Genomic DNA, 19021 nt, shown 5'->3' with positions numbered 1-19021 from the left:
CAGCAAAGCCGCGTGGCGCGTATGGATATGTCCTGCCGCCTTCGCGACGCTTTACGTCGCTGCCGTCGCAGAGCTGAAACAGCGCTTTGCTAGGGTCATTGCTGGACTAGTCCAGTGAAGGCCCGCCATGGGCCTTCCCCATACCCACAAGACCACTCGGGGGAATTCCATGAAGCCCATGCGCACCTTGCTCGCCGGCCTGATCCTGGCCGGCCTCGCCAGCACCTCTTTCGCCGCCACCGAACTGAAACACTGGCCCGCGCCGGCCGCCAAGCAGCTCGACGCCCTGATCGCCGCCAACGCCAACAAGGGCGCCTTCGCGGTCTTCGACATGGACAACACCAGCTACCGCTACGACCTCGAGGAATCGCTGCTGCCCTTCCTCGAAATGAAAGGCGTGCTGACCCGCGAGAAGCTCGACCCCTCGCTCAAGCTGATCCCCTTCAAGGACGTCAACGGCCACAAGGAAAGCCTCAACAGCTACTACTACCGCCTTTGCGAAGTCGACGACCTGGTCTGCTACCCCTGGGTCGCCCAGGTGTTCTCCGGCTTCACCCTCAAGGAGCTCAAGGGCTACGTCGACGAGCTGATGGCCTACGGCAAGCCGGTGCCTAGCACCTACTACGAAGGCGACGTGGTCAAGACCATCGAGATCAACCCGCCCAAGGTCTTCACCGGCCAGACCGAGCTGTACAACAAGCTGATGGAGAACGGCATCGAGGTCTACGTGATGACCGCCGCCCACGAGGAACTGGTGCGCATGGTCGCCAGCGATCCCAAGTACGGCTACAACGTGAAGCCCGAGAATGTCATCGGCGTCACCACGCTGCTCAAGGACCGCCAGAGCGGTGCCCTGACTACCGCGCGCAAGCAGATTGCCGAAGGCAAGTACGATCCCAAGGCCAACCTGAACCTGGAGATCACCCCCTACCTGTGGACTCCGGCGACCTGGATGGCCGGCAAGCAGGCGGCGATCCTCACCTACATCGACCAGTGGAAGAAGCCCATCCTGGTCGGCGGCGACACTCCCAGCAGCGATGGCTACATGCTGTTCAACGGCACCGCCGAGAATGGCGTGCACCTGTGGATCAACCGCAAAGCCAAGTACATGGACCAGCTCAATGGCATGATCAAGAAGAATGCCGAAGCCCAGGCCAAGCTCGGCCAGCCGGTCACCGCCGACAAGAACTGGGTGATCGTCACCCCGGAAGAGATCCAGTAAGCGCCTAGCGCTTGCGTAGGAGCGTGGGCGTTCCGGTAGGGCGTATAACGCGCCAGCGTTATCCGCCGTGGTGCTATCGGCGTATAACCCGTTCCGGGTTATACGCCCTACGGTTTTCCGCGAGCTGTCTAACGCCGGTGCCCCCTTTGTAGGAGCGGGCCATGCCCGCGATCGCGAGCATGGCTCGCTCCTACAGGGGAAGTCCGGAGCAGGGGCTTTCGCGCGGAAATGCCCGATGGCCTCGCAGTTCCTGAAGGCCAACGCGCCAATCCGGTAAATCCTCTGCGGGATGCTGGGGAAGGTCCCTACACTTTTCCGGCGTTGCGGTCCTACGAGTCCACTGCTTAGCGTTCCGCCCTGCCACAGTGTCATCGTGGCCGGGCGTGGAAACCCGTGCAGTGTTGTTGTCGCTATATACAGGAGCAATCCGGCACCCGTTCGGTGCCGGGTTCGCTTTGCTGTCCATGGCGGGCCGTGTGAGGCGGACTTCTGTCCGGCCGGCTTTGTGACAACATTGCGCTGGTTTCCACCCTTGCACGGTCCGCCTCCCTCTTTTGGCAGTTCGGGCGGCGGCTTCTTGATTGAGCAAGGAGCTCCAGCATGAACCTTTCGATTTCCCCGGCCGATGACGGCCTGATCCCAACCCTGTTCGTCCGCTACAACCGGCAACTGCGCGCCCTGCTGATCGAGCAGCAGGCGTGGTTCGTGGTCCGCGACCTGAGCAAGCTGATCAACCGCCCCGTCGAAGCCCATCTCATCGGCCGGCTGGACCACGACCAGTCCCGCCGTGAGCGCCTTGCCGGCAGTGCCGAGCCGGAACTGCTGGTCAGCGAGAGCGGCCTCTACGCCCTGCTGCTGATCTACTGCCACCACCCGGAAAACCGCAGCCTGCGCCAATGGCTGACCAACGAGGTTGTGCCCGCCTTGCGTGACCAGTTCAACCACGACTCCCGCCTGCCACGTCGGCGCATGCAGCACCTGCTGGGCGAGTCGCTGCCGGTGATGGATTGGCAAGGCAACCTCTGGCTGCGCTGGCGCGATGCCGTGGGCCTGATGGAAAACCACCTGCGCACCTGACCTGTTTTTGTAGGATGCGTGGAGCGCAGCGATACCCATGCTGCCCGGTGCGCATGCGTTGGATGGGTATCGCTGCGCTCCACGCCATCCTACGTCGTGCTCCCGGCTGCTCTGGTAGCCGTCGCGCATGCGGCGGATAACCCGTTCCGGGTTATGCGCCCTACGGTCCTGCGCTCCACACCATCCTGCGGACTGACTCCGGATTCACACTGTAGGAGCGGGCCATGCCCGCGATCGCGCGCATGGCGCGCGCCTACAGGTGAGCGCTGGAGCCCCCGGCCCAAGCCAAATCCGGGTGAATGACTCAAGTATTGTCACGCGCCGCCGATAGCCTGTGCAGACCGGCGAACCACGCCGGCACTCCCCTCGAACCGAAGCAGGCCGCTCCTCGAACAACGGGCGACGGCCCGCCGTTGCGTGCAGAAGCAGAAAAATGAACCAGCCCCGATCCCGCATCGCCCTGCAGTTGGCGATGGCCCTGGCCGTGCTCCTGATCCTGTTGATCAGCGGCAGCACGCTGTTTGCCTTGCGCTCGTTAGACAGCGCTACCCTGACCACCCGCGAAGAACACCTCGCCAGCGAAGCGCGCCTGCTGGCGGACCAGCTGGAAACCTTCCACGGCACCCTGCGCGAGAGCACCCAGCGCCTCGCCGGCCTGTTCGAGAAGCGCTTCGCCGCTGGCCTGAAAGCGCACACCGATGAGCGCGTGCCGGTCGCCGCGCTGCAAGCCCCGGCGCTGTACCTGGGCGACACCCGCCTGAACGGCGACTTCACCCTGGTCGACGAATTCCGCCAGCTCACCGCCGGTGTCGCCACCGTGTTCGTGCGCGATGGCGACGACTTCGTGCGCATCACCACCTCGCTGATGAAGCAGGACGGCAGCCGCGCCATGGGCACCGTGCTCGACCACAACAGCCCGGCCTACCCGCTGCTGATGCGCGGCGAAAGCTACGTCGGCCGCGCGCTGCTGTTCGATCGCTTCTACATGACCCAGTACACCCCGGTGCGCGATGGCAGCGGGCGGGTGATCGCCGTGCTGTTCGTCGGCTTCGACTACACCGACGCGCAGAAGCGCCAGTTCGACAACCTCGGCCGCTTCCGCCTCGGTCAGGGCGGCTCGCTGGCGCTGCTGGATGAACAGCACCACTGGCTGGTGCCGCCGGCCGGCGCGCGCAACCCCGAACGCGTCGCCGACAGCCTCGCCAGCCTGCTGGACAGCCCCGGCCGCGGCCGCTTCTGGAGCGACAGCCAGGACGACTTCTACAGCGTGGCGCAACCCTTCGCCGGCGGCCCCTGGACCGTCGTCGCAAGCATGCCCAAGGACGAGATCCGCGCGGTGACCTGGCGCGTCGGTGGCCAACTGGCCATGGGCAGCCTGATCGCCATGCTGCTGGCGGTGATCGCCACCACCTGGCTGCTGCAGCGCCGCCTGCGCCCGCTGGGTGACCTGGTGCGCCAGGCCCATGCGCTGGGCGCCGGCGACCTGGGCGCGCGCCTGTCGGTTGCCAGTCATGACGAGATCGGCGACCTGGCGCGCAGCTTCAACCAGATGGGCGAAGCGCTCTCCAGCATGGTCTCGCGGGTGCGCGGCGCGGCGGAGGAAGTGGGGCATTGCTCACGTTCGCTGTCGGGCCTGTCCAGCGGCGCGTACGCCGGCATGGAGCAGCAGTCCGGCGAGATCAACAGCATGGCCGGCGCGGTGGAAGAGTTCAGCGCCACCTCGATGGACATCGCCGACAACATGCGCAGCACCGAACGCATGGCCAGCGAGAACACCCGGCAGACGCGCATCGGCCTGCACTCCATGGACGATGCCTCTGCCTCGCTGGCGCAGATCGCCGGCGCGCTGCAGCAGACCGTGGAGCGGGTGAACCGCCTCGGCACGCGCTCCCAGGAGATCGGCAGCATCGTCGGGGTGATCACTTCGATTGCCGAGCAGACCAACCTGTTGGCGCTCAACGCCGCCATCGAGGCCGCCCGTGCCGGCGAGCAGGGGCGCGGTTTTGCCGTGGTTGCCGATGAAGTGCGCAGCCTGGCGGCGCGCACCCAGGCCGCCACCACGGAAATCTCGCAGATGATCGGCGCCATCCAGCAGGACACCGGCAGCGCCACCGAGACCATCGAGCAGGGCAGCCAGCTGATGCAGCACGGGCTGGCGCTGAACGAGAAGGTCGCTGCGGCACTGGCGGAAATCTCCCAGCAGAGCAGTGCGGCCGGCGAGCAGTTCGCCGCCATCACCACCGCGACCCAGGAGCAGAGCCGCACCGCGACCCTGCTCAGCAGCAACCTGCAGGGCATCGCCCAGGCCAACAGCGAGCAGCGTCAGGTGGTGGCCGATCTGGCGCAGACCGTGCGCGAGCTGGACAGCCTGGCCGCCGGCCTGCGCGACGAGGTCGGACGCTTCCGCTGAAGCGCCGGGCGGGTCAGTCCTTGAGCTGGCCCAGCCCGTACTCCAGGCTGGCGGCGGACAGCTCGCCCATCTGGCTGTGCTTCAGGCGCCCCTGGGCGTCGTAGAACAGCGTGGTGGGCATGCCGTAGGAGCCGGTGGCCTGGCCGAGACGGTTGCCGCTGTCGAGCAGCACCGCCGCTTCGCTCAGGCCCTGGTCGCGCAGGAAACGCTGCACGGCCTCGGCGTTCTCGCCCTGGTTGACCAGAAGGAAGCGCACATCGCTGCGCTGTTGCTGAGCGGCCTCCAGCACCGGCATCTCGCGCCGGCACGGCGGGCACCAGGTGGCCCAGAGGTTCACCACCATGGGCCGGCCATCCAGCGCGCGCAGGTCCACGGCGGCACCGCGCAGGTCCATCACGGTGAGTTCGGGAATCTGCTGGCTGCGGTCCAGCGCCGAGGTCACGGCCTTGCCGCCACCCCACAGGCACACACCGACCACGGCCGCGATGGCCAGCGGGCGGCGAAGCTCTGTCCGCTTCCAGGCCAGCAGCGCGCCGATCAGTGCGGCGGCGATCACTCCCGGCAGGGCGAGAAAGCCGCCATCGCGGATATCCACGATGCTCAGCGGCGTTGTCGCGTATTGCTCGAAGTAGCGTGCGACGAAGGCCAGCCGCGCCACCAGCAGGCCGCCGAGGAGCATGGCGAACAGCGCGCCTTCGGGGTTGGCGCCGCGCTTGCGCCCGGCCAGCCAGCCGGCCAGCAGGGCGCCGAAGAAGCCGAGGTAGAGCAGCACGTGGGGCAGGGGAAGGGCCAGCGGGCCGAGGGTGAGACTGGTCAAAGCGGGTGCCTGGCAAAAGGAAACCAAGGTACAGCAGGGCGCGGCCACGGGGCAGCGCCGGGCTGTGGATAAATGTTTCGCCTCAGGCCGGCAGCGGCTCGGCCTGCTGCTCGCGCAGCTCGGCGGTCAGCCGCCGGGCGCAGGCGCCGACCTTGCGCACGGCATCCTCGATCACCGCCAGGTCGCGGTTCGAGTAGTTCATGCGGATGCAGTTGCGGTACTTGCCCGAGGCGGAAAAGATGTTGCCCGCCGCCACCTGCACGTTGTCGCGGCGCAGCTCCTGGTTCAGTCGCACGCTGTCGAACAGCGGGTCGAACTCGACCCAGAGCATGAAGCCGCCACGCGGCCGGGTCACCCGCGCACCTTCGGGGAAGTAGCGGCCGACCCATTCGGTCATCAGGTCGCGGTGGCGCTGGTACTGCGCGCGCATGCGACGGATGTGCGGCTCGTAGTGGCCGCCGCCGATGAACTCGGCCAGGGCCATCTGCGGTTGCGGCGCGCAGGTGCCGCTGGCGATGTACTTGAAGTGGAGGATGCGGTCCAGGTAGCGCCCCGGTACCACCCAGCCTGTGCGCAGACCGGGCGCCACCGTCTTGGAGAACGAACTGGCCAGCAGCACGCGGTCGTCGGTGTCGAAGGACTTGATGCTGCGCGGCCGCGGGTAGGCGTAGGCCAGTTCGCCGTAGACATCGTCCTCGAGGATCGGCACGTCATAGCGCGCCGCCAGTGTGAGCAGGGCGCGCTTGCGGGCGTCGGGCATGATGTAGCCCAGCGGGTTATTGCAGTTGGGGGTGAGCAGGATGAGCTTCACCGGCCACTGTTCCATGGCCAGTTCCAGCGCCTCCAGGCTGATGCCATTGGTGGGGTCGGTGGGGATTTCCAGCGCCTTCAGGCCATACGCCTTGAGCGCCTGCATGGCGCCGTGGAAGCTCGGCGAGTCGATGGCGATGATGTCGCCCGGCTCGCAGATGGCGCGCAGGGTAATGGCCAGCGCCTCCTGGCAGCCGGTGGTGATGACGATCTCGCTGGGCGGCACCTGGCAGCCGGAATCCAGCATCAGCCGGGCGATCTGCTCGCGCAGCGGCAGCGAGCCCTGGATGCCTTCGTAGCCGAGGCTCTGCAGGTCGGTGCGGCGCGCGGCGTGCACCATCGCCCGCTGCAGCGGCTTGAGCGACGGGCTGGCGATGTCCGGTGTGCCGCGCCCGAGCTGAACGAAATCGCCGCCGGGCGCGCGGCGCACCTGCTCCAGCACCTGGTCCCACTGCGACACATCCACCGGCCGTTGCGCCGGGCGGGTCATGGCCGGCATCGGCGGCAGCTCGCGGCGTTCGGGTACGAAGTAGCCGGACTTCGGCCTGGGCTCCACCAGCCCGGAGTCCTCCAGCACGCGGTAGGCCTGCTGCACGGTGCTGATGCTGACGCCGTGCTCCTCGCTTAGCGCGCGCACCGAGGGCAGGCGGTCGCCGGGACGGTACAGGCCCTGCTCGATGCGGTCGCCGAGGGTGGCGGCCAGCTGCGCGTAGCGTTTCATGACAGATCTCCCGTGTGGGACAGACTCGGCGGAATGCAGTACAGATCGGCAGAAAATACGCCATTCAGAAGGATTTCGCTCGAGTCTGTATGGAAAAAACTTAACCGCGTTGAATCTGTAATGATTTCCGCCGATTCGTCACGCTAGTCCCATGTTCGAAAGTGTTCGACTGGAGGAGTGACGACATGAGCGGCCTGAGCGATGTGCGGCTGACCCTTTACCAACAGGAACTGCTGGAGATTCCCGGCGTGCGCGAAGCTCCGCGCGCCCCGCAGGAAAGCCGCTGGCAGCAGTTCTGGCGCCGCGTGCGTACCCGCAAGCAGCTGCTGGAGCTGTCCGATGCGCAGCTGAAGGATATCGGCGTCACCCGCGAGCAGGCGCGGATAGAGGCGATGCGGCCGTTCTGGCGCTGCTGATCAGAAACTGACCAATCAGGGAGTGTTTATGAGCGAGACGCGCGCTGCTGCGTTCGAAAGGATCGCCGCCGAACTCGGCTACGACTTCAGCGGGGAAATGAAGATCGGCGGCAACTACGTGCCCTTCCTCATCGACGGAAACCAGGTGCACCTCAGTGGGCAGATTCCACGGGTGGGTGATGTGGTCGTCGTCACCGGCCGGGCGGGCAGCGAGGTGTCGCTGGCCGACGCCCAGCTGGCCGCGAAGGTCTGCGTGATGCGGGCGCTGGCGCTGCTGCGGCAGGCGCTGGGCGACCTCGACTGTGTGCGCAAGGTGCTGCAGCTCAATGTGTTCGTGCAGTCGGCGGAGCACTTTACGCAGCAGAGCGAGGTGGCCGACGGTGCCTCGGCGGTGCTGTATGAGGTGCTGGGCGCGGCTGGTGTTCACACGCGCACTTCGGTCGGCGTCTACCAGTTGCCGAAGAACGCGACGGTGGAGCTGAACCTCCTTGCCGTCACGCAGGACCTGCCGGGCTAGTGCCCCGCGCGGTACTGCAGGGCTTCGGCCAGGTGCGGGCGGGCGATGCTGTCCGCCTGCTGCAGGTCGGCGAGGGTGCGCGCGACCTTGAGAATCCGGTGCAGGGCGCGCAGTGACAGGTTCAGGCGCTCGCCGGCCTTCTCCAGCCAGGCTTGGTCTTCCGGGGTCAATGCACAGTATTGGTGCATCTTCTTCAGGGTCAGAAAGGCGTTGGCGCAACCCTGCCGGGCGAGCTGGCGCTGGCGTGCGGCGGCGACCTGTACAGCCAGCTCGGCACTGCTGGTACTCGGCCCGCTGGGCGCGAGGCTGGTGCTTTCGCGGCTGACGGTGAGGTGCAGGTCGATGCGGTCCAGAAGCGGCCCGGAGAGCTTGGCCCGGTAGCGCTGGATCTGCTCCGGCGAGCAGCGGCAACGGCCGCTGGGGTCGCCCAGATAGCCACAGGGGCAGGGGTTCATCGCCGCCACCAGCTGGAAGCGCGCCGGGAAGCGCACGCGGCCGTTTGCGCGGGCGATGACGATCTCGCCGCCTTCGAGCGGCTCGCGCAGCACCTCCAGTACCTTCCGATCGAATTCCGGCAGCTCGTCGAGAAACAGCACGCCTTCGTGCGCCAGGGTGATTTCCCCTGGCTGCGGGCGGCTGCCGCCTCCCACCAGTGCGGGCGCGGACGCGGTGTGGTGGGGTTGCCGGAATGGGCGTTGCGGCCAGTGGGTCAGCGGCCCGCGCCCGGCCACGGAATGGATCGCCGCGACCTGCAGCGCTTCGTCTTCATCCAGCGGCGGCATCAGGCCGGGCAGGCGGCTGGCGAGCAGGGTCTTGCCGGTGCCGGGCGGCCCACTGAACAGCAGGTTGTGCGCGCCGGCAGCGGCCACCAGCAGCGCGCGCTTGGCGGCGGCCTGGCCTTGCACTTCGGCGAGGTCGGGGTAGGGCGGCGTGGCGCGCAGCAGGCCGTTGGCCTCGTAGGGGCGCAGGCGCTCCTGGCCGCTGAAGTGCGCGGCCAGCTCCAGCAGGTGGCCGACGGCGTAGACGGTCAGGCCGCTGGCGAGGCTGGCTTCCTCTGCGTTCTCCTTCGGCACCAACAGCGCGCGCCCGGCAGTACGGGCTGCCAGCGCGGCAGGTAACACGCCGGGTACCGGTCGCAGCGTGCCGGAGAGCGCCAGTTCGCCCAGGCATTCCAGACCATCCAGTCCGGCGGCGTCGGCCAACTGGCCGCTGGCGGCGAGGATGCCCAGGGCAATGGCTAGGTCGAAGCGCCCGCCGTCTTTGGGCAGGTCGGCCGGGGCGAGGTTGAGGGTGATTCTGCGGTTGGGGAAGTCGAAGCCCGAGTTGAGCAGGGCGCTACGCACGCGGTCCTTGCTCTCCTTCACGGCGCCTTCGGGCAGGCCGACCAGGGTCAGTGACGGCAGGCCGTTGGCGAGGTGCGCCTCGACGGTGACGCCGGGCGCTTCCACGCCGACCTGGGCGCGGCTATGGACGATGGCGAGGGACATGGATCACTCCTGGATTCCATGCCGCCCGCCAGGCGGGACTTATTCTGAGGCGGCGGGGGCGGTGGTGTCGGCGGGCGAGAGCCTGGCTTCCATCTCCGCGACCTTCGCTTCCAGTGCTTCGAGGCGGGCGCGGGTGCGCGCGAGGACGACCATCTGGCTGTCGAATTCGTCGCGGCTGACCAGGTCGAGCTTGCTGAAGGCGCTCTGCATCAGAACCTTGAACTGGGCTTCCAGCTCGGCCTTCGGCAGGGGCGATTCGCCACCGAACAGGCGTCCGGCTTGTTGGCTGATGGCATCGAGGAAGGCTTTGGGCGGCAGCATGGTTCATGGGTTCCGGATTGAATCAGAGCGCAGTCTATCACGCAGCCAGCGCTGGCTGCGGCGCGCCGGGTTGCACGCTTTTTGAGCAGTGTGCCCGCTCTGCGTGCGCGCTTTCGGTGCGCCAGAGCGGCGCTGGCGATTCGCCAGAAAGCCCCGTTTCAGGCCAAGTGCCTGATGCCACGGGCATTTTCACGAACTGGCAAGCTTCATGCTTTGGGGCAGATATGGCGTGCACCGATGCAGTTCCGGTGCGGCAGGCGAGGCGGTGGATTGCTTCGATCAAGGCAGTCGGAGTGCTGAGGTAGGGCGGCCGGCGCATTACAAAAGCCAGACACTGCGCTTAGACTTGTCTCCGGGTTCGTTCTTCCTGGGGCGGGTCCACCAAAACACGGGAGAGAGTTACATGAAGCTAGTCACAGCCATCATCAAGCCGTTCAAGCTGGACGACGTTCGTGAGTCGCTGTCCGAGATCGGCGTGCAGGGCATCACTGTGACCGAAGTCAAAGGCTTCGGCCGGCAGAAGGGTCACACCGAGCTGTACCGTGGCGCGGAATACGTTGTCGATTTCCTGCCGAAGGTGAAGATCGACGTCGCCATCGCCGATGACCAGCTGGATCGTGTTATCGAAGCCATCACCAAGGCCGCCAACACCGGGAAGATCGGTGACGGCAAGATCTTTGTCGTAAATCTGGAACAGGCCATTCGTATCCGTACCGGCGAAACCGGCACCGACGCGATCTAAGCCAAGCCCACACCGAACCCCACGCCCCAGGAGAAACAACAATGACTCTGCGCAAATACGCAGGGCTAGGCGCCCTATTGCCCCTCGCAATGCCCGGTCTGGCCTTGGCCGACGAGGCTGCGGCCCCCGTCCTGAACAGCGGCGACACCGCCTGGATGCTGATTTCCAGCGCCCTGGTGCTGCTGATGACCATCCCTGGCCTGGCGCTGTTCTACGGCGGCATGGTGCGCGCCAAGAACGTCCTGTCGATCATGATGCAGTGCTTCGCGATCACCGCGCTGATCAGCATCCTCTGGGTCGTCTACGGCTACAGCCTGGCCTTCGATACCGTCGGTATGGAAAAGGGCGTGGTCAACTTCGCTTCCTTCGTCGGCGGACTGGACAAGGCCTTCCTCAGCGGCCTGACCACCAGCGGCCTGACTTCCGCCGCCGCGCTGTTCCCTGAGAGCGTCTTCGTGATGTTCCAGATGACCTTCGCGATCATCACCCCGGCCCTGATCGTCGGCGCCTTCGCCGAACGCATGAAGTTCTCGGCCATGCTGATCTTCACCGCACTGTGGTTCACCCTGGTCTACGCACCGATCGCCCACATGGTCTGGAGCGGTGACGGCGGCCTGCTGTGGGACTGGGGCGTGCTGGACTTCGCCGGCGGCACCGTGGTGCACATCAACGCCGGTATCGCTGGCCTGGTGGCGTGCATCGTCCTCGGCAAGCGCAAGGGCTACCCGACCGCTGCCATGGCCCCGCACAACCTGGGCTACACCCTGATCGGCGCCGCCCTGCTGTGGATCGGCTGGTTCGGCTTCAACGCCGGTTCCGCTGCTGCCGCCAACGGCACCGCCGGCATGGCCATGCTGGTCACCCAGATCGCCACTGCCGCCGCCGCCTTGGGCTGGATGTTCGCCGAGTGGATCACCCACGGTAAGCCGAGCGCCCTGGGCATCGCATCCGGCGTGGTTGCCGGTCTGGTCGCCATCACCCCGGCTGCCGGTACCTGCGGCCCGATGGGCGCCATCGTCATCGGTCTGTCCGCTGGCGTGATCTGCTTCTTCGCTGCCACTACGCTCAAGCGTGCTGTCGGTTACGACGACTCCCTGGACGCCTTCGGCGTGCACGCTGTCGGCGGTATCGTCGGCGCCCTGCTCACCGGCGTGTTCGCAGCCCCGGCACTGGGCGGCTTCGGCACCGTGACCGATATCGGCGCGCAGCTGTTCACCCAGTTCAAGGGCGTGGCCTTCACCATCGTCTACACCGGTATCGTCAGCTTCGTGATCCTCAAGGTCCTGGACCTGGTCATGGGCCTGCGCGTCTCCGAGGAAGAGGAAACCGTGGGTCTGGACCTCTCCCTGCACAACGAGCGCGGCTACAACCTGTAACGGTTCGCGCAAGTTCGACGAAGGGCGCCCTCGGGCGCCCTTTGTTTTTTCGATCAGCACGCTAGAATGCGCGCGCATCACCGTTAGCGACGGAAGGATTGCCCGCCATGTGGCAGCAGAAGACCATCACCCTGCGCCCTCGCCCGCGAGGTTTCCACCTGATCACCGACGAGATCCTGGCCGCGTTGCCGGAGTTGTCGAAGTGCCGGGTCGGCCTGCTGCACCTGCTGTTGCAGCACACCTCCGCCTCGCTGACGGTGAACGAGAATGCCGACCCCTCGGTGCGCCGCGATTTCGAGCGATTCTTCAATCGCCTGGTGCCCCAGGGCGAGAGCGGCTATGAACATGACTACGAAGGTCCGGACGACCTTCCGGCGCATTTCAAGTCGAGCCTGCTGGGCTGTCAGCTGACGCTGCCGATACAGGGGGGAGGCTTGGCAATGGGCACCTGGCAAGGTATCTATCTGGGCGAGCACCGTGACCACGGCGGCCCGCGCAGCATAGTGGCGACCTGGCAGGGCGAGCTTGTATGAATTTTTTCCGGCGGCGTTCGTCAAAGCGCGCAGCTGGGCTATAACTAACGTGCTTTGCAGCACCACAGAGGTTGAACAATGAGCGACGAAGAACTGGAACAGGACGAGCTGGACGGCGCTGACGAGGACGATGGCGAGGAACTCGCCGCAGCGGACGACAGCGACGCCGAAGCAGACAGCGGCGATGGGGATGAAGCCCCTTCTCCCAAGGGCGGTGGCAAGAAAGCCAAGGCCGCTGCGGAAGAAGAGGAACTGCCCTCGGTCGAAGCCAAGCAGAAGGATCGTGATGCACTGGCCCGTGCGATGGAGGAATTCCTCACTCGCGGCGGCAAGGTGCAGGAGATCGAGCCGAACGTCGTGGCCGACCCGCCCAAGAAACCGGATAGCAAATACGGCAGCCGCCCTATCTGATATCTGACGCGAGTCGAAAAGCCCCGCCGCTCCGAGAGGAGCGGCGGGGCTTTTTCATGTCTGTTTGTTGCGCAATTTCTATGCTTGCGACTGGCGCCCTGTAGGAGCGGGCCATGCCCGCGATCGCGCGCATGGCGCGCTCCTACAGGGCGGCCGGAGTCAGAGTTTTGCCAGCACGCCCGGCAGCTCGGACAGGTTGTGGATGATCGCGCTGGGCGCCTCTTCACCATCCCACGCCTTGCGCGCCGGGTTGAACCAGATCGCCTTCATGCCCGCGCGCCGCGCGCCGGCGATGTCATCGCTGGGGTGGTCGCCGATGTGCACGGCGTGTTCCGCCGCAACGCCGCCGCGCTTGAGCGCTTCCTGGAAGGGATGCGGGTCGGGTTTGCCGACGCCCAGCTCTTCCGCGCAGAGGGCGAACTGGAAGTAATCGGCCAGGCCCAGGCGGCGCACGTCGGCGTTGCCGTTGGTGAGCACGCCGAGGATGAAACGGTTGGCCAGTTGCTCCAGGGTCGGGTGCACCTCGGGGAACAGCGCCACCTGGTGCCGCGCGTGAAGGAAGGTCTGAAACCCGGCCTCGGCCAGGTCGCTGGCCTCGGCCTGTGGATAACCCGCGTCGAGCAGGGCGTGGTACAGGATGCGGCGGCGCAGTTCGCTCAGTCGGTGCCGGAGCATCGGGTCCTGCTCCATCAGCCGCGAGCGGATCGCCCACAGGTGTTCGATGGGCACCGGGCCCAACCGTGTGGCGTTCACTGCCAGCCAGTCGCGCAGGGTGGCTTCCGCGCTGTTCATCACCGGGGCAACGTCCCACAGCGTGTCATCGAGGTCGAAGGTGACCAGACGGATACTCATTCTTCTGCTCCGGGTTTACGGCGTGCCCGTGGGTGCGCCTGGTCATAGACCGTGGCGAGGTGCTGGAAGTCCAGGTGGGTGTAGATCTGCGTGGTGGCGATATCGGCGTGGCCGAGCAGCTCCTGCACCGCGCGCAGGTCCTGGGAAGACTCCAGCATATGACTGGCGAAGGAGTGCCGCAGCATGTGCGGATGCAGGTGCTGGCCCAGTTCGCGCACGCCGGCTTCGCGCACGCGCAACTGGATCGCGCGGGGCGTCAGGCGCTTGCCGCTGCGGCCGATGAACACTGCGTTGTCCTGTGGCGAGGCGAGGGCCCGCAGCGGCAGCCAGTTCTCGATGGCCTGCCGCGCGGCGTGGCCGACCGGCAGCTCGCGCACCTTGTTGCCCTTGCCGTGCACGCGCACCAGACCGTCCTTGAGGTCCAGCCACTCCAGGTCGAGGCCGACCAGTTCGGAGAGGCGCAGGCCTGAGGAATAGAACAGCTCCAGCAGTGCCTGGTCGCGGCGGGCGATGAAGTCGTCCTCGACGCCGCCGTCGAGCAGTTGCGCGGTTCGGTCGGTATCCAGCGTACGCGGCAGCTTGCGAGCGCCCTTGGGCGCGGCGAGTCCGTCGGCGGGGTTGTGCCGGCAACGGCCTTCGCGGATCAGGTACTGGTACAGCCCGCGGGTGGCCGACAGCAGGCGCGCCAGGCTGCGGCTGGCAAGGCCCTGCTGGTGCAGGCGGGCGACGAACATGCGCAGGTCGCGCACCTGCAGCGCGGGCCACTCGTTCAGCGAGGATTTTTCGCAGAGCGCGGCGAGGCGCAGCAGGTCGCGGCGATAGCCATCGAGGGTATGGACGGACACCTGGCGCTCGCTGCGCAGGTGTTCCAGGTAGGCATCCAGATCGGCTTCGAGCGACAAGCGATCAGCTCCCAGCGGTGAAGGCCCGGCGGGATCAGCGTACCGAGCGCAGTGGCGTGGAGAAGCGCGGCAGGGTCCGCGCGAGGACTTCGGCGACGTAGCCCAGGAACAGCGTGCCCAGCGAGCTCTTGTAGTGCTGCGGATCGGGGCTGCCGATCGCCAATACGCCGTGCAGGCCCTGGAAGGTCAGCGGCACCACGGCGGCGGAGCCGACCTGCTCGCGTTCGCTTTCGCAGAACAGGAAGGCCAGCTCGTGGGGGCGCAGCACGCCGCAGACGGTCTTGCCGCCCGACAGCAGGCCGCCGATGGCCTGGTGCGCCTCGGCGCTGCTCACCGAACGGCCCACCGGCAGGTTGTTGTCGCTGAACAGGATCAGGCTGACGTAGGGCACGAGGAACTCGTGGCGCAGGCTGTCTTCCGTGGTGCTGACGATTTCCTCGAGGCTGGTGGCGTCGAGCAGGTCGAGCACCAGGCGGCGGGTCTTGTCGAACAGGCGGTCGTTGTCGCGGGCCACGTCCATCAGCTGCGACAGCCGATGGCGCATCTCGATGTTGCGCTCGCGCAGCAGGCGGACCTGGCGCTCCACCAGCGACACGGCGTCGCCCGGCTGGTGCGGAATGCGCATCTCCGGGATCAGCTCGTCATGATCGACGAAGAATTCAGGGTGCCGGCGAAGATAGTCGGCGACCTGTTCGGCTTCGAGCGTAACGGTGGGGTCCTGCGGAGTATCGGTCATAAGCGTCCCGGTTATAGACGTACCTGGCCTTCGAACACCCGCACGGCGGGCCCGGTCATCATAACGGGCTGACCCGGTCCTGCCCACTCGATGGACAACCGTCCGCCGGGAAGGTCGATCTGTACCGGCGATTGCAGCCAGCCCTGGCGGATGCCGGCAACGGCGGCAGCGCAGGCGCCGGTGCCGCAGGCCAGTGTCTCGCCGGCGCCGCGTTCCCAGACGCGCAGGCGCGCCTGGTGCGGATTGACGATCTGCAGGAAGCCGATGTTGGCCTTCTGCGGGAAGCTTTCGTGGATTTCCAGTTTCGGCCCCAGGGTGCGCACCGGAGCGCTGTCCACGTCATCCACGCGCAGCACGCCGTGCGGGTTGCCCATGGAGATGGCCGCCAACTCGTAGCTCTGGCCATCCACTTCGAGGGAGTAGCTCAGCGCTTCAGCACCGGCCTGGAACGGCACCTGCTCGGGTTGCAGGCGCGGCGGGCCCATGTCGACGATGACCTGGCCGTCGTTGGCGATGGTCAGTTCGATCATGCCGCCCTTGGTTTCCACGCGGATGGTCTTTTTCGCGGTCAGGCGCTTGTCGACCACGAAACGGGCGAAGCAGCGCGCGCCGTTGCCGCACTGTTCGACCTCAGTGCCGTCGCAGTTGAAGATGCGGTAGCGGAAATCGGCGTCCGGCGTGCTCGGCGGCTCGACGATCAGCAGTTGATCGAAGCCGACCCCGAAATTGCGGTCGCCCCACTGTTTGACGTGGCGTGGTTGCACATGGGCGTGCTGGCTGACCAGGTCCAGGACCATGAAGTCATTGCCCAGCCCATGCATCTTGGTAAAGCGCAGAAGCATCGTCGTCTCGGCCTCAGTCCGGCAGCAGGCTTTCGCCGGCGAACAGCTCTGGTCGTGTTCCGTGGCGACGCACCCAGTGCGCGGCCGAGCTATCCACCAGCACCTCGGCGGCGCGGCCCCGGGTGTTGTAGTTGGAATTCATGACGAAACCATAGGCGCCGGCCGAACGCACGGCCAGCAGGCCGCCTTCTTCGCGGACGGGGTTGCGGAGTCGGGCGAGGAAGTCGCCGTTACCGCTTTGCGGCATGCCGAAGCGCCCGGCGGTTGCCGGCGACGGCACGTCTGCCGCGAACAGTTGCCCGTCGCGGACGTCGAAGGCGTCCATGGGAACGCCCTCAGAGACCGTAGCGGTCCTTGCTGTGCTCGCTCTTGGCCTTCTGGTCGTCCGGCAGGTACAGCGGGCCTTTCTGGCCACAGCCGGCCAGCGCGGCGGTGAAGACGGCGAGCGCGACGAAGGGAAGCAGCAGTCGCTTCATGGCGGAATCCTTGTAATAAAGCGTCAATGGGTCCGGAGTATACCGACCCCCCGCCGGCTTGCCTATTCAAGCGGACTCCCGCCCGGCGGGGCTTGCGGCTCGCGCCGAAAGGGCCGGTGGCCCTATGATGGCGGGCAAAAAATGGAATGCCTGATGGACTATCGCGATCCCCTGCCCAGTTCGGTGTCGGTGGCCTACCTGCAGGGCCTTGTGGAGCATCTGCAGCGCCAGGGCGTGGACCCGGCGCAGTTGCTGGCGACGGTGCACCTGGAGCCTTCGATCCTTGCCCAGCGCGACCAGCGCATCGCCGCCAGCGCCTACCTGGAGCTGGTGGGCGCCGGCGTGCGCCTGAGCGGCGACGACAACCTCGGCCTGCACCTGGGCGAGGCGGTGCGGCCCGGCTACTACGGCGTGCTCGGTTACCTGATCATGAGTTGCGCGACCCTCTCCGACGCCCTGCACCGGCAGGCGCGCTATGCCTCGCTGGTAGGCAACCTGGGCCGCGTCGAGCTGGCCGACGAGCCGCCGCGCGCCGGCTGCGAGGCGCTGGTGAAGCACAGCTGGGAGCCGCTGCTGCCGCAACAGCAAAGACAGATGAGCGAAGAGACGCTGGCCGGCTGGGTCAGTTTCGGCCACTGGGTCAGCGGCGTGGACGAGGTGCCGTTCGAGGTGCGCTTCAGCCATAGCGCCCCGGCAGATGTCAGCGAGCACGAGCGCATCTTCCGCTGCCCGGTGCTGTTCGATCAGCCGGACAACGCCCTGGTCTTCCCCAGACGCCTGCTTTCGCTACCGCTCGGCCAGGCCGATGCCCAGGTGCAGCGCACGCTGGATGCCTACGCCGAACGTCTGCTGGTGGAAATCAACAAGGGCGACACCGTGCTCGACCGCGCGCGCCTGGAGCTGGCGCGCCAGTTGCCGGAGCAGGGCGCGGATCTGGAGCGCCTGTCGCAGACCCTGGCGCTGAGCCCGCGCACCCTGCAGCGGCGGCTGCGCGACACCGGCCTGTCGTTCAGCCAGCTGGTGGATGAAACCCGCCAGCAACTGGTGCTGCACTACCTGCGCGACCCGGCGCTGGACACCGCCGACATCGCCTACCTGCTCGGCTTCAGCGAAGCCGGCTCGCTCGCCCGCGCATTCCGGCGCTGGACGGGGCAGAGTCTGGGCGAATACCGGCGTAAACTGGTGCCTTTGACTGATCCCGAGGACGATGCATGAGCACTTTGAGCGAAGCCCGCTTCCATGACCTGGTGGACGCCGTACAGGTAACGGTGGAGGACGCCTTCGACGACAGCGACCTGGACCTGGACCTGGAAAACTCCAGCGGCGTGCTGACCGTGCGCTTCGAGAATGGCACCCAGCTGATCCTCAGCCGCCAGCCGGCGCTGCGCCAGCTGTGGGTGGCGGCTCGCTCCGGCGGCTTCCACTTCGACTACGACGAATCTGGCTCGCTGTGGATCTGCGATAGCACTCGCGAACCACTGGGCGCGCTGCTCAATCGCGCAACCCTGGAGCAGGCAGGCGAGGATGTCGACTTCCCCGGCATCTGAACCGCAGGCGAGCGTCGCCTCGCCCTGCTGCCGACGCTGCTGCCTGGACGACGCGGACATCTGCGTCGGCTGCGGGCGCACCCTGGGCGAGATCCTGGAGTGGAACGAGGCCGACGGCGAGCGGCGCCTGGCGATCCTGGCGGACTGCGAAAAGCGCCGAAACAACCAGCGGCCCAAGTGGTGACTGGTCGGTGTTGCTTATTTTCTGTGCTGTGTTAGTGTCCAGAAAAACCCCGCCTTGGGCGGGGTTTTTCTTTTTTCGGATTTCATGACGTTCGATTCCCGAACGTCATTACTGCCAGAACACCCAGGGCCCCGAACGCGTGAGCGTCCGGGGCTCTCCTGTAAGGAGACTGCCAACCATCATGACCACGACACCCATCACCGTGACTCGACTCGACCTGCAACGTCTGGAGCGCATGCTCGACAGCCTGGATGAGTACGGCCCCGCGGCCGAGGCGCTGGAGGCCGAGCTGGCCCGCGCCACGGTGGTCGGCCACGACGAGATACCGCCGGGCGTGGTCACGATGAACTCCACCGTGCGCTGCCGCGAGGAAGGCAGCGGCAAGGAATACCACCTGACCCTGGTCTACCCGGCCGGCGTCGGCGGTGAAGGCAAGGTTTCGATTCTTGCTCCGGTAGGCACTGCGCTGCTCGGCCTGACCACCGGCCAGAGCATCGACTGGCCGGTACCCAGCGGCAAGACGCTGAAGCTGACCCTGCTGGAAGTGGAATACCAGCCCGAAGCGGCCGGCGACTTCGATCGCTGAGTTCCCCTTTTCGGGAACCTCCCTCCCCGGGCGTCC

22 protein-coding genes and 1 pseudogene are annotated in these 19021 nt (G+C 66.6%); 13 read left to right on the top strand and 10 right to left on the bottom strand.

Annotated elements, in window-relative coordinates; translation table 11 throughout:
• Positions 1 to 169 precede the first annotated feature (169 nt).
• From pchP to ABKS89_RS29280, 3 genes are all read left to right on the top strand, one after another.
• Positions 170 to 1222: a phosphorylcholine phosphatase PcpP gene (pchP, locus tag ABKS89_RS29290; RefSeq protein ID WP_518300976.1), complete on the top strand. Its 1053-nt coding sequence runs from the start codon at positions 170 to 172 to the stop codon at positions 1220 to 1222.
• A gap of 600 nt (positions 1223 to 1822) precedes the next feature.
• On the top strand, positions 1823 to 2299 hold the full coding sequence (locus ABKS89_RS29285) for a BRO-N domain-containing protein (RefSeq protein ID WP_348588530.1): 477 nt from the start codon (positions 1823 to 1825) through the stop codon (positions 2297 to 2299).
• 433 nt (positions 2300 to 2732) lie between these two features.
• On the top strand, positions 2733 to 4709 hold the full coding sequence (locus tag ABKS89_RS29280) for a methyl-accepting chemotaxis protein (protein ID WP_348588529.1): 1977 nt from the start codon (positions 2733 to 2735) through the stop codon (positions 4707 to 4709).
• A gap of 13 nt (positions 4710 to 4722) precedes the next feature.
• Here the strand turns inward: ABKS89_RS29280 and ABKS89_RS29275 are convergent, their stop codons facing one another.
• Together ABKS89_RS29275 and ABKS89_RS29270 are read right to left on the bottom strand one after the other, a co-directional pair.
• Positions 4723 to 5526: a prolipoprotein diacylglyceryl transferase family protein gene (locus ABKS89_RS29275; RefSeq protein ID WP_348588528.1), complete on the bottom strand. Its 804-nt coding sequence runs from the start codon at positions 5524 to 5526 to the stop codon at positions 4723 to 4725.
• An 82-nt stretch (positions 5527 to 5608) separates the two neighbouring features.
• Positions 5609 to 7057: an aminotransferase-like domain-containing protein gene (locus tag ABKS89_RS29270; RefSeq protein WP_348588527.1), complete on the bottom strand. Its 1449-nt coding sequence runs from the start codon at positions 7055 to 7057 to the stop codon at positions 5609 to 5611.
• Between the two features lie 185 nt (positions 7058 to 7242).
• Between ABKS89_RS29270 and ABKS89_RS29265 the strand changes: the two genes are divergently transcribed.
• Both ABKS89_RS29265 and ABKS89_RS29260 read left to right on the top strand, forming a co-directional pair.
• Positions 7243 to 7473, top strand: coding sequence for a DUF1127 domain-containing protein (locus ABKS89_RS29265; protein ID WP_138217074.1), 231 nt, complete (start codon positions 7243 to 7245; stop codon positions 7471 to 7473).
• A 28-nt stretch (positions 7474 to 7501) separates the two neighbouring features.
• Positions 7502 to 7990 (top strand): RidA family protein, encoded by a 489-nt coding sequence (locus ABKS89_RS29260; RefSeq protein WP_348588526.1) that lies wholly within the window; start codon positions 7502 to 7504, stop codon positions 7988 to 7990.
• On the opposite strand, the gene ABKS89_RS29255 is transcribed toward ABKS89_RS29260, so the two are convergent.
• Together ABKS89_RS29255 and ABKS89_RS29250 are read right to left on the bottom strand one after the other, a co-directional pair.
• Positions 7987 to 9477 (bottom strand): YifB family Mg chelatase-like AAA ATPase, encoded by a 1491-nt coding sequence (locus ABKS89_RS29255; protein WP_348588525.1) that lies wholly within the window; start codon positions 9475 to 9477, stop codon positions 7987 to 7989. The two genes, ABKS89_RS29260 and ABKS89_RS29255, sit on opposite strands and share 4 nt — an antisense overlap.
• A gap of 39 nt (positions 9478 to 9516) precedes the next feature.
• Positions 9517 to 9798 carry an accessory factor UbiK family protein gene (locus ABKS89_RS29250; RefSeq protein ID WP_138213693.1) on the bottom strand — a complete coding sequence of 94 codons (282 nt, stop codon included), beginning with the start codon at positions 9796 to 9798 and terminating at the stop codon, positions 9517 to 9519.
• 403 nt (positions 9799 to 10201) lie between these two features.
• On the opposite strand from ABKS89_RS29250, the gene glnK reads away from it, so the two are divergent.
• The 4 genes from glnK (at position 10202) to sutA (ending at position 12860) form a co-directional block, all read left to right on the top strand.
• A complete protein-coding gene (glnK, locus tag ABKS89_RS29245; protein WP_003457590.1) occupies positions 10202 to 10540 on the top strand; it encodes a P-II family nitrogen regulator in 339 nt (112 codons plus the stop codon).
• A gap of 41 nt (positions 10541 to 10581) precedes the next feature.
• Positions 10582 to 11916, top strand: coding sequence for an ammonium transporter (locus ABKS89_RS29240; protein ID WP_138213694.1), 1335 nt, complete (start codon positions 10582 to 10584; stop codon positions 11914 to 11916).
• Between the two features lie 107 nt (positions 11917 to 12023).
• Positions 12024 to 12449, top strand: a complete 426-nt coding sequence (locus ABKS89_RS29235) for a secondary thiamine-phosphate synthase enzyme YjbQ (RefSeq protein ID WP_138213695.1) — start codon at positions 12024 to 12026, stop codon at positions 12447 to 12449.
• A gap of 78 nt (positions 12450 to 12527) precedes the next feature.
• On the top strand, positions 12528 to 12860 hold the full coding sequence (gene sutA / locus ABKS89_RS29230) for a transcriptional regulator SutA (RefSeq protein WP_045215410.1): 333 nt from the start codon (positions 12528 to 12530) through the stop codon (positions 12858 to 12860).
• A 159-nt stretch (positions 12861 to 13019) separates the two neighbouring features.
• Here sutA and ABKS89_RS29225 read toward each other — a convergent pair whose 3' ends face one another.
• The 6 genes and pseudogenes from ABKS89_RS29225 to lptM form a co-directional block, all read right to left on the bottom strand.
• Positions 13020 to 13712 carry an HAD family hydrolase gene (locus ABKS89_RS29225; RefSeq protein WP_348588524.1) on the bottom strand — a complete coding sequence of 231 codons (693 nt, stop codon included), beginning with the start codon at positions 13710 to 13712 and terminating at the stop codon, positions 13020 to 13022.
• Entirely contained in the window at positions 13709 to 14614 is a 906-nt protein-coding gene (xerC, locus tag ABKS89_RS29220; protein WP_348588523.1) for a tyrosine recombinase XerC, read from the bottom strand. Before xerC ends, ABKS89_RS29225 begins: the two co-directional genes overlap by 4 nt.
• 34 nt (positions 14615 to 14648) lie before the next feature.
• Positions 14649 to 15350, bottom strand: a complete 702-nt coding sequence (locus ABKS89_RS29215) for a DUF484 family protein (RefSeq protein WP_081515190.1) — start codon at positions 15348 to 15350, stop codon at positions 14649 to 14651.
• 11 nt (positions 15351 to 15361) lie between these two features.
• On the bottom strand, positions 15362 to 16192 hold the full coding sequence (dapF, locus tag ABKS89_RS29210) for a diaminopimelate epimerase (RefSeq protein WP_138213698.1): 831 nt from the start codon (positions 16190 to 16192) through the stop codon (positions 15362 to 15364).
• A 13-nt stretch (positions 16193 to 16205) separates the two neighbouring features.
• Positions 16206 to 16436, bottom strand: a pseudogene (locus ABKS89_RS29205) (diaminopimelate decarboxylase); the annotation flags it as partial.
• A gap of 91 nt (positions 16437 to 16527) precedes the next feature.
• Positions 16528 to 16668, bottom strand: coding sequence for an LPS translocon maturation chaperone LptM (gene lptM, locus ABKS89_RS29200; RefSeq protein ID WP_081515193.1), 141 nt, complete (start codon positions 16666 to 16668; stop codon positions 16528 to 16530).
• Between the two features lie 153 nt (positions 16669 to 16821).
• On the opposite strand from lptM, the gene ABKS89_RS29195 reads away from it, so the two are divergent.
• The 4 genes from ABKS89_RS29195 to rnk all read left to right on the top strand — a co-directional run bounded on the left by ABKS89_RS29195 (position 16822) and on the right by rnk (position 18985).
• A complete protein-coding gene (locus ABKS89_RS29195) occupies positions 16822 to 17883 on the top strand; it encodes an AraC family transcriptional regulator (protein WP_081515194.1) in 1062 nt (353 codons plus the stop codon).
• Positions 17880 to 18215, top strand: coding sequence for an iron donor protein CyaY (gene cyaY / locus ABKS89_RS29190; protein WP_024762102.1), 336 nt, complete (start codon positions 17880 to 17882; stop codon positions 18213 to 18215). Before ABKS89_RS29195 ends, cyaY begins: the two co-directional genes overlap by 4 nt.
• A complete protein-coding gene (locus tag ABKS89_RS29185; RefSeq protein ID WP_138213699.1) occupies positions 18193 to 18399 on the top strand; it encodes a DUF1289 domain-containing protein in 207 nt (68 codons plus the stop codon). The genes cyaY and ABKS89_RS29185 overlap by 23 nt, the downstream gene beginning before the upstream one ends.
• Positions 18400 to 18580: 181 nt before the next feature.
• Complete coding sequence (gene rnk, locus ABKS89_RS29180) at positions 18581 to 18985, top strand: nucleoside diphosphate kinase regulator (protein WP_081515196.1); 405 nt, start codon at positions 18581 to 18583, stop codon at positions 18983 to 18985.
• Positions 18986 to 19021: the final 36 nt, after the last annotated feature.

Source organism: Pseudomonas sp. LABIM340 (assembly GCF_040017195.2).
Classification (GTDB): Bacteria; Pseudomonadota; Gammaproteobacteria; order Pseudomonadales; family Pseudomonadaceae; genus Pseudomonas.
The sequence above is the reverse complement of the archived record's forward strand: the minus strand, read 5'-3'. Positions and strand labels throughout refer to the sequence as shown.

Bases quoted from the DNA above. Each gene is read 5' to 3' on its own strand.
- dapF (WP_138213698.1), bottom strand. From the start codon at position 16,192: ATGCTTCTGCGCTTTACCAAGATGCATGGGCTGGGCAATGACTTCATG.
- ABKS89_RS29240 (WP_138213694.1), top strand. From the start codon at position 10,582: ATGACTCTGCGCAAATACGCAGGGCTAGGCGCCCTATTGCCCCTCGCA.
- ABKS89_RS29215 (WP_081515190.1), bottom strand. From the start codon at position 15,350: ATGACCGATACTCCGCAGGACCCCACCGTTACGCTCGAAGCCGAACAG.
- ABKS89_RS29225 (WP_348588524.1), bottom strand. From the start codon at position 13,712: ATGAGTATCCGTCTGGTCACCTTCGACCTCGATGACACGCTGTGGGAC.
- ABKS89_RS29285 (WP_348588530.1), top strand. From the start codon at position 1,823: ATGAACCTTTCGATTTCCCCGGCCGATGACGGCCTGATCCCAACCCTG.
- ABKS89_RS29185 (WP_138213699.1), top strand. From the start codon at position 18,193: ATGTCGACTTCCCCGGCATCTGAACCGCAGGCGAGCGTCGCCTCGCCC.
- ABKS89_RS29280 (WP_348588529.1), top strand. From the start codon at position 2,733: ATGAACCAGCCCCGATCCCGCATCGCCCTGCAGTTGGCGATGGCCCTG.
- pchP (WP_518300976.1), top strand. From the start codon at position 170: ATGAAGCCCATGCGCACCTTGCTCGCCGGCCTGATCCTGGCCGGCCTC.
- lptM (WP_081515193.1), bottom strand. From the start codon at position 16,668: ATGAAGCGACTGCTGCTTCCCTTCGTCGCGCTCGCCGTCTTCACCGCC.
- cyaY (WP_024762102.1), top strand. From the start codon at position 17,880: ATGAGCACTTTGAGCGAAGCCCGCTTCCATGACCTGGTGGACGCCGTA.
- ABKS89_RS29250 (WP_138213693.1), bottom strand. From the start codon at position 9,798: ATGCTGCCGCCCAAAGCCTTCCTCGATGCCATCAGCCAACAAGCCGGA.
- glnK (WP_003457590.1), top strand. From the start codon at position 10,202: ATGAAGCTAGTCACAGCCATCATCAAGCCGTTCAAGCTGGACGACGTT.
- ABKS89_RS29265 (WP_138217074.1), top strand. From the start codon at position 7,243: ATGAGCGGCCTGAGCGATGTGCGGCTGACCCTTTACCAACAGGAACTG.
- ABKS89_RS29255 (WP_348588525.1), bottom strand. From the start codon at position 9,477: ATGTCCCTCGCCATCGTCCATAGCCGCGCCCAGGTCGGCGTGGAAGCG.
- rnk (WP_081515196.1), top strand. From the start codon at position 18,581: ATGACCACGACACCCATCACCGTGACTCGACTCGACCTGCAACGTCTG.
- sutA (WP_045215410.1), top strand. From the start codon at position 12,528: ATGAGCGACGAAGAACTGGAACAGGACGAGCTGGACGGCGCTGACGAG.
- ABKS89_RS29235 (WP_138213695.1), top strand. From the start codon at position 12,024: ATGTGGCAGCAGAAGACCATCACCCTGCGCCCTCGCCCGCGAGGTTTC.
- ABKS89_RS29270 (WP_348588527.1), bottom strand. From the start codon at position 7,057: ATGAAACGCTACGCGCAGCTGGCCGCCACCCTCGGCGACCGCATCGAG.
- ABKS89_RS29195 (WP_081515194.1), top strand. From the start codon at position 16,822: ATGGACTATCGCGATCCCCTGCCCAGTTCGGTGTCGGTGGCCTACCTG.
- ABKS89_RS29260 (WP_348588526.1), top strand. From the start codon at position 7,502: ATGAGCGAGACGCGCGCTGCTGCGTTCGAAAGGATCGCCGCCGAACTC.